Source organism: Bordetella sputigena, from assembly GCF_965137885.1.
GTDB lineage: Bacteria > Pseudomonadota > Gammaproteobacteria > Burkholderiales > Burkholderiaceae_B > Bordetella_C > Bordetella_C sputigena.
The window spans coordinates 103,144-115,291 of the sequence record NZ_CBCSCA010000003.1; the positions used below are offsets into that span (position 1 = coordinate 103,144).

Annotated in this window: 10 protein-coding genes and 1 tRNA gene; 4 read left to right on the forward strand and 7 right to left on the reverse strand. The window is 65.2% G+C overall.

Annotated features, from left to right (window positions below; translation table 11 throughout):
* Positions 1 to 114 precede the first annotated feature (114 nt).
* Entirely contained in the window at positions 115 to 906 is a 792-nt protein-coding gene (gene dapB, locus ACNA0R_RS06405) for a 4-hydroxy-tetrahydrodipicolinate reductase (protein WP_415825123.1), read from the forward strand.
* Positions 907 to 912: 6 nt separating this feature from the next.
* Here dapB and murB read toward each other — a convergent pair whose 3' ends face one another.
* Positions 913 to 2,025, reverse strand: a complete 1,113-nt coding sequence (gene murB, locus ACNA0R_RS06410; protein WP_415825124.1) for a UDP-N-acetylmuramate dehydrogenase — start codon at positions 2,023 to 2,025, stop codon at positions 913 to 915.
* A 143-nt stretch (positions 2,026 to 2,168) separates the two neighbouring features.
* On the opposite strand from murB, the gene ACNA0R_RS06415 reads away from it, so the two are divergent.
* Positions 2,169 to 2,244, forward strand: a tRNA-Gly gene (locus tag ACNA0R_RS06415).
* A gap of 121 nt (positions 2,245 to 2,365) precedes the next feature.
* Here ACNA0R_RS06415 and ACNA0R_RS06420 read toward each other — a convergent pair.
* The 3 genes from ACNA0R_RS06420 to ACNA0R_RS06430 are packed head-to-tail and all read right to left on the reverse strand — an operon-like array spanning position 2,366 to position 5,664.
* On the reverse strand, positions 2,366 to 3,373 hold the full coding sequence (locus ACNA0R_RS06420) for a Bug family tripartite tricarboxylate transporter substrate binding protein (RefSeq protein ID WP_415825125.1): 1,008 nt from the start codon (positions 3,371 to 3,373) through the stop codon (positions 2,366 to 2,368).
* Between the two features lie 48 nt (positions 3,374 to 3,421).
* On the reverse strand, positions 3,422 to 4,381 hold the full coding sequence (locus tag ACNA0R_RS06425) for a 2-hydroxyacid dehydrogenase (protein ID WP_415825126.1): 960 nt from the start codon (positions 4,379 to 4,381) through the stop codon (positions 3,422 to 3,424).
* A gap of 14 nt (positions 4,382 to 4,395) precedes the next feature.
* On the reverse strand, positions 4,396 to 5,664 hold the full coding sequence (locus ACNA0R_RS06430) for a mandelate racemase/muconate lactonizing enzyme family protein (RefSeq protein ID WP_415825127.1): 1,269 nt from the start codon (positions 5,662 to 5,664) through the stop codon (positions 4,396 to 4,398).
* Between the two features lie 140 nt (positions 5,665 to 5,804).
* Here ACNA0R_RS06430 and ACNA0R_RS06435 point away from each other — a divergent pair, with 140 nt between their 5' ends.
* Positions 5,805 to 6,524 (forward strand): FadR/GntR family transcriptional regulator, encoded by a 720-nt coding sequence (locus ACNA0R_RS06435; protein WP_415825128.1) that lies wholly within the window; start codon positions 5,805 to 5,807, stop codon positions 6,522 to 6,524.
* Here the strand turns inward: ACNA0R_RS06435 and ACNA0R_RS06440 are convergent.
* Positions 6,521 to 8,383, reverse strand: a complete 1,863-nt coding sequence (locus ACNA0R_RS06440) for an ABC transporter ATP-binding protein (RefSeq protein WP_415825129.1) — start codon at positions 8,381 to 8,383, stop codon at positions 6,521 to 6,523. The genes ACNA0R_RS06435 and ACNA0R_RS06440 overlap by 4 nt on opposite strands.
* Before the next feature lie 497 nt (positions 8,384 to 8,880).
* A complete protein-coding gene (locus ACNA0R_RS06445) occupies positions 8,881 to 9,852 on the reverse strand; it encodes a Bug family tripartite tricarboxylate transporter substrate binding protein (RefSeq protein WP_415825130.1) in 972 nt (323 codons plus the stop codon).
* 156 nt (positions 9,853 to 10,008) lie between these two features.
* On the opposite strand from ACNA0R_RS06445, the gene ACNA0R_RS06450 reads away from it, so the two are divergent.
* Positions 10,009 to 11,025 (forward strand): GlxA family transcriptional regulator, encoded by a 1,017-nt coding sequence (locus tag ACNA0R_RS06450; RefSeq protein ID WP_415825131.1) that lies wholly within the window; start codon positions 10,009 to 10,011, stop codon positions 11,023 to 11,025.
* 10 nt (positions 11,026 to 11,035) lie between these two features.
* Here the strand turns inward: ACNA0R_RS06450 and ACNA0R_RS06455 are convergent, their stop codons facing one another.
* On the reverse strand, positions 11,036 to 12,082 hold the full coding sequence (locus tag ACNA0R_RS06455) for a proline racemase family protein (RefSeq protein WP_415825132.1): 1,047 nt from the start codon (positions 12,080 to 12,082) through the stop codon (positions 11,036 to 11,038).
* Between the last annotated feature and the right edge of the window lie 66 nt (positions 12,083 to 12,148).

Here is a 12,148-nt window from a genome sequence, read left to right on the forward strand (position 1 = left end):
TCCGCGGTGGGCGGTTCGGGGGGCGGTCTCCTGACCAGCCGCCGACCCGCCTGGCATTCCGTTTCGACGGCTGTTTCGACAGCCGTCCACAGCAGTCAACGACGAGGATTTCACATGCGCATCGCCATTGCCGGCGCCGGCGGCCGGATGGGCCGCATGCTTATCGAAGCGGTCCTGAACCATCCCGACATGACGCTGGCCGTCGCCCTCGACCGCGCGGGCAGCGACCGGATCGGCCAGGACGCCGGTGCGTTCCTGGGCCGCGATACCGGCGTGGCGATCACCGGCGACCTGCAGGCGCTGGCCGGGGCCGACTGCCTGATCGATTTCACCCGCCCGGAGGGCACGCTGGTCCATCTGCAGGCCTGCGTCCGCCACGGCGTCAAGGCGGTGATCGGCACCACGGGCTTCGACGAAGCCGGCCGCGCCGCCATCGCCAAGGCCGCCGAAAGCATAGCCATCGTGTTCGCGCCCAACATGAGCGTGGGCGTGAACGCGACGCTGCGCCTGCTCGACATGGCGGCGCGCATCCTGAATTCCGGCTACGACGTGGAAGTGTTCGAAGCGCATCACAACAAGAAGGTGGATGCACCTTCGGGCACCGCGCTGAAGATGGGCGAAACGGTCGCCAATGCCTGGGGCGTGGACCTGCCCGATGTCGCGACCTGGACCCGCCACGGCGACACCGGTGTGCGCGAACCGGGCACCATAGGATTTTCCGTGGTCCGCGGCGGGGATATCGTCGGCGATCACACGGTGTACTTCTGCGGGATCGGCGAACGCATCGAGATTACGCATCGCAGCACCAGCCGGGCGACCTATGCGCAAGGCAGCCTGCGCGCCGCGGCTTTCCTGCGCGACAAGGCGCAGGGGCTGTTCGATATGCAGAAGGTGCTGGGGCTGTAAAAAGGCTCAGAGCCGTACCGGCTCGGGCTCCAGATCCACGCCATAACGTGCCCGGACGTCGGCGCGGATGGCGTCGGCCAGGGCCGTGATGTCGGCGGCCCGCGCGCCGCCGCGGTTGATCAGGACCAGGGCCTGGCGATCATGCACACCCACCGGTCCCAGGGAGCGCCCTTTCCATCCGCATTGGTCGATCAGCCAGCCGGCCGCCAGTTTGTAGCGGCCATCGGCCTGCGGATACGACACCAGATCGGGAAAGCGATCGCGCAGGGCGGCATGCTGTCCGGCCGTCACGATGGGGTTCTTGAAGAAGCTGCCGGCGTTGCCGACCACCGCGGGGTCGGGCAATTTCTGGCGCCGGATCCCGCATACGGCGTCGAAGATTGCCCGCGCCGCCACCGGCGCGCTGTCGCGGCCGGACGGCGTGGCGGTGGCGGCAGCGCTGTCGGACGACGCGCCGGCGGGAAGGCCGCCCGCCAGCGCGGGATGCCGGCGCAGATCGGGATAGTCCAGCACCGGCCGCCAGGGCCGCGGCAGCGCGAAACGCACCGAGACGATGGCCCAACGACCGGGCTCATCGTGCTTGAAGCGGCTATCGCGATAGGCGAAGCGGCAGTCTCGCGCCGACATCTCCACCATTTCGCCACGCGTGATATCCCAGGCGGTCAGGCTCAGGAAACGCTGATCCAGCTCGACGCCATAGGCACCTATGTTCTGCACGGGACTGGCGCCTACCGTACCCGGTATCAAGGCCAGGTTCTCCAGTCCGTCCCAGCCCTTGCGCAGGCAGCTCTCAACGAAGCCATGCCAGTTCTCGCCGCCGCCGGCTTCGACGATCCAGGCGTCGTCGCGCGCTTCCACCAACCGGATGCCGGGGATGGCCATGTGCGCCACCAGCCCTTCTATCGAGGACGGCAGCACGACGTTGCTGCCGCCGCCCAGGACGAAGACGCGTCCGTGCCGCCTGGCAAGCGCCGACAAGGCCGGCAGCTGCGCCGGCGAAACGATGCGGACGTAGGCCTGCGCCGTGGAAACCAGGCCGAAAGTATTCAGCGCGGTAAGGTCCGCTGCTATCGGCGTGAGTGCGTCGGTGTGGGGAGCTTGCACCGATGGGTTTGACATCGCTTTTCGTGATCTGATATAGTTTCTGTCTTCGCTGATTTTACGCGATGCATGTGAAACGCTGCATGCATAGCACTAGATGCGTGGCACTAGACACGTAGCACTACACGCGTAGCACTACACGTGCAGCAAACTCAGCACATGCGGGAATAGCTCAGTTGGTAGAGCGCAACCTTGCCAAGGTTGAGGTCGCGAGTTCGAGACTCGTTTCCCGCTCCAAATTCATGGCCTGCGGATATCCACTCGCATCCGCGGCTAGCTGAAAAAAGGAGCCTCGGCTCCTTTTTTCGTTTCAGCGCCACTGCGGAAACCCGGCCCTTCCTATCCGGCGGCCGACCCCTTATTGCAGTTTGACGTTCGCATCGCGCACGACCTTGCCCCAGTACGCGGTTTGCTCGGCCATCCAGGCGCCGACCTCGGCGGGACGCTTGCGCACCGGCTCCGAACCCAGGTCAGCGAACTGCTTCAGGACTTCGGGCTTGGCCAGGACCGATTCAATATCCCGGTGAATCTTGTCGATGACCGCGGCGGGCGTGCCGGCCGTGGTCATCAAGCCCTGCCACGAGCCGGTCACGAATCCCGGAATGGTTTCGGCGATCGCCGGCGTATCGGGAATCGGGCCGAAGCGCTGCGGACTGGCCACCGCCAGCAGTTTGATCTTGCCGCCCTTGACCAGCGGATAGGTGGCCAGGAAACTGTTCATCGTCGCGTCGATCTGGCCGCCGGCCAGGTCCGACAGCACCTGCGCACCGCCCTTGTAGCCGACGTAATTCCAGCTGAACCCTTCCTTTTGCGCCAGCACGATGCCGGCCAGGTGCGTAATGGCGCCCGAGGTCTCGCCAAAATTGAGCTGCCCCGGATGCGCTTTGGCATACGCGACCAGCTCGCTCACGTTGCTGACCGGCAGGCTGTTGCGTACGACGAGGATATGGGGCGAATAGGCGACGATGGCTATCGGCGCCAGATCCTTGGACGGACTGTAGCTCAGATCGGGATACAGGCTGGGCGAGATCGCCAGGCTGCTCATATCCATCATCAACAGCGTGTAGCCGTCCGGTTCGGACTTCGCGACAAAAGCGGCGCCGATGTTGCCGTTCGCGCCGGCGCGGTTCTCCACCACCACCGGCTGGTGCCATACCGCGTTCAGCTCTTTCGCCAGCAGGCGCGCCAGCACGTCGGACGCACCGCCGGCCGGATTCGGCACGACGATCCGCACGGGCTTGTCAGGGTAGGCGCCGGCCGCGATCGCAGGCGATGCCGCGCATGCCGCGGCGAACATTGCCGCCCCGGCCAGTAATCGCCGCAGGATGCGCGGACGTCTTCCCTTGCCATCAACCGTTTCGTACATCGTTGTCTCCTGTTTTTAGTAATGTCCGTCGCGCCTCGCGACCTTGGCTCAGCGTCCCTGGCGCACGACGTTCTCCAAGGGTTCGCCGGCCTGCAGGCGGCGGATATTCGCCGCCATGAAGTCGTAGCGGCGCTCAAGCAGTCCCGGGGTCATGGCCGAGATATGCGGCGTGGCCCGCACATTCGGCAATTGATGGAACGGCAACCGCGAAGGCGCGATCGCGGTTTCGCCCGTCTTGGGATAGCGGTACCAGACGTCCAGCGCGGCACGTCCCAGCCGTCCTTGCTCCAACGCGTCGTACAGTGCCTGTTCATCGACCACTTCCGCGCGGGCCACGTTGATCAGCAAGGCGTCGGATGGCAGCATGTCCAGTTCGCGCCGACCGATCAGGCCACGGGTCGTATCGTCGAGCGGGCAGCACAACAGCAGCACATCGGTGGCTGGCAGAACGTCCGCCAGATTCGCTATCGCGACGTGGCGGTCGACGGGAACATCGCCGCGTGGACGGCCCCCGCGCGTCAACGCGATGATCTTCATGCCGAACGCGCCGGCGCGGCGCGCGACCTCCTGGCCGATATGGCCATAGCCCACGATGGCCAGCGTCCTGCCGGCGACCTCGCCATGCAGGGCCCGCCGCGCGTAGGCGCGCGGCCAGGCGGCATCGTCCAGCACGGCCGGATAGCGCCACGGCGCCAGCGCGTGCTCCAGCATGGCATGCATGGCGAACTCGGCGATCGGGACTTCATGCCCGTGTACGTTGCACACCCAGCTATCGGGCGGCAAAGCCTGGACGGCGACCTGTTCGACTCCCGCGCCGGGCACCTGGAACAGGCGGCAGCGGGTCCGGGCGGCTTGTTCCGCCGTAATCTGGTTGGAGATAACGACGTCGCAGCGGATTTCTTCGCCGTCAGGAAAGGCTGTGCCGGCTTCGACGCGGTAGCCGGCGCCCAGCAGTGATTGCAAGCGAGGCGCATGCTGCGCGTGCAGGCCGACGATACGGATATGCATGGCGGTCTCCCGGTTCAGTCGGCGTTGCCGCCGTTGGGTTTCCGGCCGGCGTCCGCCGGCTTGCCGGCCTGGCTTCCAGCCGTTGCGGGACCGCTTTCCCGCACGATCATGCCGGCGGACTGCCTGAACGCCGGTGTCAGGGCGGTACCCAATCCGGGCGCGGCCGGCGCCAGCGCCATGCCATCCCGCACCACCGGCAGCGCGGTCACGAGATCCTGGTACCAGGTCGCCATCGATGCACGCACGACCTCCTGATAGATGGCCGTGGGCGCGTGCAAGGCCATATGCAGCCCGGCCATCAGCGTTACCGGTCCCGTGCAATCGTGCGGGGCCAGCGGCCGCGCATAGGCCTGCGCGAAAGCCGCGATCTTGCGGCCTTCGGTGAAGCCGCCGCACCACGCCAGGTCCAGCATGACGACATCCAATGCATCGGCGGCCAGCAGATCGCGGAACGCCCGCAGCCCGCCCAGCGTTTCGCTGCCGCAGATCGGCGTGCGCGTCTGGCGCCGCAGGTCGGCCAGGCCGTGCACGTCATCCATTTTGGCAATGGGATCCTCGGCCCAGAAAACGCCATAGTCCTCCAGCGCCCGGCAGATGCGGATGGCCGCGTGGCTGCCCCACAGGCTGTGCATCTCGCACATGACCTCGATGCGGTCGCCCACCGCCGCGCGGATCTTGCGGAACGGCTCCAGGCCCGCTTTCAGGTCCGCCAGCCCGATGTTCTGCCCGCCCGTCGCCGGCGCATAAATATCGAACGGCCATATCTTCATGGCCTTGTACCCTTCCGACAGCAGGCTCTCGGCCAGGGCGCCCGCGTCGCGCATGAACGCAACCTGGTCGTCGTAAGGACCGGCGCTGCGATCATCCGCGCCGATATCGCGGCGCACGCCCGTCGTGTTGTAGGCATAGCCGGCGCAGGTGTTGTACACGGGCACGCTCATGCGCGCGCCGCCGCCCAGCGCGATATAGAGCGGCACACCCTGGCGCTGCGCGGCCAGGTCCCACAGGGCGATGTCGATGGCGCTGGCCGCGCGCACTTCGGCACCGGAACCATTGAAGCCGACATAAGGGTTCAACAGATGACGGGAAATCGCCTCGATCTGGGCGGAATCGCGGCCCAGCAGCCAGGGCGCGATCTCCTCGTGCAGCAACGCTTCGACCGTGGGCGCGCCACGGAACGTCTCGCCCAAGCCCGTCAGGCCATCTTCGGTCTCCAGCTCGACCCAGATCAGGCTGGGCCGCTGCGGTGTGCGCAGGGTGCGCACGCGTGTGACTCTCGACATCCGAACCTCTGCATCAAGCGGCAGCCGCTGACTGCCCGTGGGCGCCTATCATCGGGATATCGCCACAAGTTGTCAACACATGGCAATAGGCATGCCATAATCTGTCTTACAGCTTTCCCGCATAACAAGAGGACTCCGCCATGCCGACCTCCACCACCGACTTGCTGCTCGGCGACAAGGTCTATCAACAACTATTGGCATTACTGGGCACAGGGGACTACACCACGGGCACGAGGCTGCCCGGCGAGATGGCGCTGGCCAGCCAGTTCGGCGTTTCGCGCCCGGTATTGCGGCAGGCCTTGGCCCGGCTGCGTTCGGAGGGCCGCATCCAATCGCGCAAAGGCTCCGGCCATTTCGTCGGCGACACGCAGCCGCAGACCAGCCTGGTCAGCTTCGGACAGCTGGCCAGCATCCCGGACATCCGCAACTTCCTGGAATTCCGCTGCAGCGTGGAAGGCGAAACCGCCGCGCGCGCGGCGGTTCACCATGGCGCGGAAGACCTTGCCCACATTGGGCGCCGCCGCCGCGCGTTCGAAGAGGCGCTACGGACCGGCGCATCCGGCATCGAAGAGGACATCGCCTTTCACCTTGCCATCGCGCGGTCCTGCGGGAATCGTTTCTTCGCCATGACCATGGAAGCGCTGGTGGCGCAAACCCGCTTCAGCATCGAACTGGTTCGCAAACTGTCGGACAGCCCCGCGGCGCAGCGCTATACGCAGGTCTGCGCGGAACACGCCGCCATCGAAGCGGGGATCGCATCCCGCGATGCCGACGCCGCCCGCGACGCGATGGTCGCGCACCTGCGTGGCGGCATCGCGCGCCTGTTCGGGCAGGCGCCCGATCAGGCGAGGCAGGTCTAAAACGGCGAGCCCAATTCCTGAAAGTCCGCTACCCGGCGCACATGCCGGCCATCGCCAGCATCACGCGACCGGTCCATCGTCTGGTGTTCAAGCAGGGTCCGATAGCGGCCCCCTTCGATCCGTACCAGCTCATCGTGGCTGCCCTGCTCGACGATGCGGCCTTTGTCCATCACCAGCAACCTGTCCAGGGCGCGCACCGTCGATAGACGGTGCGCGACCACCAGCGTCGTCCGTCCTTCCATCAAGCGGCCCATCGCCTGCTGGATCAGGCCTTCGCTTTCGCTGTCCAGGCTGGACGTGGCCTCGTCCAGGATCAGGACGGGCGCATCGGCCAGGAACGCCCGCGCGATGGCGACCCGTTGGCGCTCGCCGCCGGACAGCTTGACGCCGCGTTCACCCACCGGCGTGTCATACCCCTTGGGCAGGCGCATGATGAACTCGTGCGCGCTGGCCAAGCGGGCGGCACGCTCGATATCCGCGCGGCTGGCGTCGGGGCGCGCATAGGCGATGTTCTCCGCCAGCGTGCGATGAAACAGCAGCGGTTCCTGCTGCACCAGCGCGATCTGGCGGCGCAACGAGGCCTGGGTCACTTTGGCGATATCCTGTCCATCGATGGTGATGCGGCCCGCATCCACGTCGTACAGCCGCTGGATCAGCTTGATGAAGGTGGTCTTGCCGGAACCGGATCGGCCCACCAGGCCCACGCGCTCGCCGGGCTTGATATGGACGTTGAAGTCGCGAAACAGCGGCGTGGCGTGCGAGCCGTAGCGGAAGGTGACGTCCTCGAAGCGTATGCCGCCGGCTGTGATCGCCAATGTGGTGGCGCCCGGGCTATCGCTGACACCCAGCGGCTGGCGATCCAGCATGACGAGTTCTTCCATATCGTTGACGGCGCGCTGCAGGTCGTGCAGCTCCATGCCCACATCGCGCAGATAGCCTTGCAGGACGAAGAACATGGTCATGGCGAAGGTGACGTCGCCGACCGTCGCCTGGCCGCGCAGCCAAAGGTACAGGGATGCGCCTATCATGGCCATCTGCAACAGGGTCAGCAAGGCACCCTGCGCGCCTCCGGTCACCGTGGAGCGAAACCAGGTGCGGCGCGTACGGCGATGCCATTTGTCCATGACCCCGCGCAGATGCGCTTCTTCACGCTCCTCGGCGCCAAAGGCCTTGACCACGGGATTGCAGCCGATCGCATCCGCCAGCACGCCGCCCATGCGCGTATCCCAGGTGTTGCTCAGCGTGGCCGCCGGCGCGACATAATTGAGCGTCATCGACACGGCGACAGCGATGTAGGCAATGCAGCCGGCACCAACGATCAGGCCCATCAGCGGCCAGTAGATCGCCAGCAGCGCCGCCGCACCCACCAATACGGCGAAAGAAGGAAGCAGCGTAAGGAACAATGTGTCGTTCAGCGAATCGGCCGCCCACATGCCGCGAGTGATCTTCCGCACCGTGGAGCCCGCGAAGCTGCTGGCGTGCCATTCGGCCGACAGACGCTGCACATGGCGGAAACCGTTGGCCGCCATGCCGCGCATCATCGTCAACGTAAACGGAATGACCTGATGATAGGCGACCTGTCGCAGCAGCACGGCACTGGCGCCGAACGCCGCCAGCAACCCGAATGCGGACAACGCCGCCTGCTGGCCGCTGTCCGCGTCCGGCGTATTTCCGGAAAGCGCATCCATCAGCCTGCCGGCGAAGAGCGGAATCAATGCGTCCGCCAAAGCGGACAGCAGGATCAGGATGATCAAGGCCGAGGCGCGCCATGGCTGCTGGCGCCAGTATCGGGATGCGAAGCGCAATACCTGTATGAACGTGCGGCCGCGCCGCTCGCCGGGGGATAAGGTCGTATTCATATTGATTGCGGCGCGCTCGTGCGCGCCGGTCCTTCCATGCGTAAGGGCCGTGCACGTCCGTGCCGTAAGGCGCGGGCGTCAACTGGCAAGATGCATTGCAGCGGGGTCAGGCCGCCGGCCTACATGCTGGCGCACGCGTCGCCCGCTATGCGGTCGACACTAGCCGAGCAAGGATGTCGGATGTAGGGGCGTGGCGGACCCGTCGCCGGACAACAGACGGGCGACGGAACCGCGCGGCGGACGACTTAATGTCGTCGCGGAGACATGCGCGGGATGGCGGCTTGGACGATTGTGGTTTGCATCATGCGCCTCCCTGAGATGTTGGATGTATGACAGTGACGAGATGGGAAGCCGCGGGGATGGCTGTTTGGATACCCGCGGCCCGGCGACGAATTATGTGGCATCAGCATCAATGCCGTCAACAACGGGTAGGCCGAAAGCACCACGTTGCTTCCATGCGGCATCGCAATGAACGCTGCCTGACGGCGCGGCTGAACTCACTCGGCGACGATGCCTTTTTCCCTGATCAGTTTCCCCCAGACCTCGCTATCCGTGCGCGCGCGGCTCAAGAATCCGGCCGCGTCGCCTTGCCACAGGACCAGGCCCTGCGCGTCATAGAAGGCCTTGACCTTGGCGTCCTGCTGCGCCTTGTGCATCGCGCCGGCGAGCGTCGCCGAGATCTCCTCCGGCAAGCCCGCAGGCCCCACCAATCCTATCCAACCCGCGATCCGCGGCAAGGCATAGCCCTGTTCCGACGCCGTGGGCACATCGGGCAGTAAGGCACTGCGCTGTTCCGAAAAGACCACGATCGGTATCAGCTTGCCAGCCTTGACCGGACCCTGCACCGCGCCGACTACGTTCGAAAGCAGGTCCGTTTCGTTACTCATGACGCTGGTCAACGCGGGGGCGGTGCCCTTGTAAGGCACGTGCAGCAGCGACACCGCCGCGCGCTGTGCAAGCATTTCCACCGACAGCTGGGAAGCCGAGCCCACGCCGGAACTCGCGAAGGTAATACGTCCGGGCGCGGCCTGCGCCTTCTTGACGAGCGTCTCCAGGTTCTGAATGCCGCTACCGGCACTCGCGGTCAGCACCATGACGACGTCCGCCGCGGGGGCGATATACGTGAAATCCTTGAACGGGTCATAGGCCGCTTTCTTGAAAAGATGGGGCCCGAGGCTGAGCTGGGATGCGATGCCCATCATCAGCGTGTATCCATCGGGCTTCATCTGCGCGACGCTGGCGGCGGAGATCGTGCCGCCGGCGCCGGCCTGGTTCTCGACGACGAGGGGCTGCCCCAGGTACTTGCCCATCTCGGTCGCGAGCAGGCGTGCAACGCCATCCGCGGCCGAACCAGGGGATTGTCCGACTATGAGACGAATCGGCCGCTCCGGATAATGGTTATCGGCATGGGTAGACGGATGCATGGCGATCAACGCCCAAAATGCCGCGCAAACCACTGAACGTTTCATGATTTCCCCTTGTGTGGATCGGGCGGCGGACGAGAGCCGCCTCTGGCCGCCAAGATAAGTATTGTTGCAGCGATCGCCTTCGTAGATTCGTGACAACGTGCAGTACAAACGGGACAGGCAGCGGAAAGCGCGCATTGTTTGTGACACGGAGGCCTGATGGATTGGGAAACCCGATTGGAAGACTCGGTCCGCGAAACCGGCCGGCCCGACCTGGCCGTCGGCTTTGTCCTCCTCCCGAATTTCACGCTGATGGCGCTCAGCTGCTTTGTCGAAGTCCTCAGGCATGCCGCCGACAAAGGCGACCGCGGCGGCCAGCTGCTTTGTTCGTGGACCATCATGACGCAGGATGCCGCGCCGGTCCGCTCGAGTTGCGGCATACAGATCACCCCGACCTGCGGATTGCTCGACCCCGGCAATTTCGATTATGTCGTCGTCGTCGGCGGACAGCTGCCTGGCGGGCTTGAGTACGACGGCCGCATCCTGTCCTATGTGAAGCGGGCCGAACGCGAAGGCGTCGCCCTGATCGGCGCCTGCACCGGGTCGTTCGTCCTGGCCAAGGCAGGACTGCTCGACGGGGTGCGAACCAGCATACATTGGTACCACTACGAAGATTTCCTGAGCAACTTTCCCACTGCCCTGCCCGTCACCGACGAGATATTCACCCTGGACCGACGCATCATCACCTGCGCGGGTGGCGCCTCGACGGGCGATCTGGCCATGTATCTGGTGGAACGTCATTGCGGCGCCGAACGCGCATTGAAATGCATGAGGCAGCTGGTTCTCGGCCAGCTCCGGCCTCCCGCGCACCCGCAGTTCCACTCTGTCTCACGCGGCGCTGTCCCCCCCGATCCCCGGCTCAGAAAGGCCATCTTCCTGATGGAGAGGCACTTGCATAACCCGCTGTCACTGGAAGCCCTGGCGAAGAAGGTGAACGTCAGTCCGCGCCAGCTCGCGCGGCTTTTCAAGTGCCAGTATGCAGAAACCGTCACCCAGCACTACCGGTCATTGCGCCTGACGTACGCGCGCTATCTTCTGGAGAACACCCGCCACACGCTGGAGCAGATCGCACACGAATGTGGATTTACCGATGCCTCGCACATGAACAGGCTGTTCCGCGCGAAGTTCTCGCTGTTACCGAGCCAATGTCGCGCTTCGCGGCCCGGCAACGCGTAGCAATCCGCGGCTACGGACGCCTGGGCGCAGCGATCCTGGCCGCCGCCGGCCCCCAGGTATCGGCCAGCACGTAGCCATCGGGGTAGGGATCGTCCGGATCGCGGCCATACTGCTCCATCGAATAAATCCATGCCCGTCCCGATATTCCAGGGATCACCGCGGCACGCGACCCTACGCGCGTCGTGCGCGCGATCCGGCAATCGAAGCGGCTATCGATCAGGCTGTACATGGCGGCCTGGTCGCCCACGTCCAGAAGACCGCGTGCGTGCATCACCGCCAATCTGGCGGCGCTGCCGGTGCCGCAGGGAGAGCGGTCGATGCGGCCGGGAAAAATGATATTGCAGTTGCGGAACCCTTGGGGATGAGACCCGGCGAAGAGCGCATACTCGATTTCACTTGCTTGCTCCAAGACCGGATGCCGGACCGAGATCTGCGCGGCAGCAGCCTGTTGGATCGCCGCGCCGATCTCCACCAGCCGGCGCGCCTCCGTCCTATCCAACGCCAGGCCCAGCTGGCGCGGGTCGACCAGGGCGAAATAGCAGCCTCCGTACGCCACGTCCACGGTGATCCGGCCCAGCCCCGGCACCTCGATCGGGTGGTCGAGATATTCGACGAAACTGGGCACCATCTCCAGTGAAACGCGCTGGCATTTACCGTCCTTGCATTGTGCGGCCACCTGGATCAGTCCGGACGGCGTCTCAAGGATCAATCGGGTTTCCGGTTCGTGCATGGGCACCATGCCGGTTTCCAGCAGCGCGGTGGCGACGCACATGCAGTTCGAACCGGACAGGGCGTGCGCGCCGTCCGGTTGCAAGGGAATAAAGGCCGCATCCGCGTCAGGGTGCACCGGGGGCAATAGCACGTTCACCGTCATCTGAGCGGCGCCCCTGGGCTCGAACAGCAGGAAGCGCAGAAGCGCATCGTCGGCTGTGTTGATGTAATGCATTTTTTCCAGCAGCGTTCTGCCTGGAATATGCGGCAGCCCGCCGGTAATGACGCGGCCGATCTCGCCTTCCGCGTGCACACCCAGTGCGGAAATCACTCGGTTCCAACGCATGGCTCTACATCCTCATCGCGATTCATTGAACTGCCATCAGGATAAGAGACGCGGCATTATTCCTCG

Coding starts and splice junctions, on each gene's coding strand:
- ACNA0R_RS06425 (WP_415825126.1), bottom strand. CDS start 4,381: ATGCATATCCGTATCGTCGGCCTGCACGCGCAGCATGCGCCTCGCTTG.
- ACNA0R_RS06435 (WP_415825128.1), top strand. CDS start 5,805: ATGCCGACCTCCACCACCGACTTGCTGCTCGGCGACAAGGTCTATCAA.
- ACNA0R_RS06450 (WP_415825131.1), top strand. CDS start 10,009: ATGGATTGGGAAACCCGATTGGAAGACTCGGTCCGCGAAACCGGCCGG.
- ACNA0R_RS06455 (WP_415825132.1), bottom strand. CDS start 12,082: ATGCGTTGGAACCGAGTGATTTCCGCACTGGGTGTGCACGCGGAAGGC.
- ACNA0R_RS06430 (WP_415825127.1), bottom strand. CDS start 5,664: ATGTCGAGAGTCACACGCGTGCGCACCCTGCGCACACCGCAGCGGCCC.
- dapB (WP_415825123.1), top strand. CDS start 115: ATGCGCATCGCCATTGCCGGCGCCGGCGGCCGGATGGGCCGCATGCTT.
- ACNA0R_RS06440 (WP_415825129.1), bottom strand. CDS start 8,383: ATGAATACGACCTTATCCCCCGGCGAGCGGCGCGGCCGCACGTTCATA.
- ACNA0R_RS06445 (WP_415825130.1), bottom strand. CDS start 9,852: ATGAAACGTTCAGTGGTTTGCGCGGCATTTTGGGCGTTGATCGCCATG.
- murB (WP_415825124.1), bottom strand. CDS start 2,025: ATGTCAAACCCATCGGTGCAAGCTCCCCACACCGACGCACTCACGCCG.
- ACNA0R_RS06420 (WP_415825125.1), bottom strand. CDS start 3,373: ATGTACGAAACGGTTGATGGCAAGGGAAGACGTCCGCGCATCCTGCGG.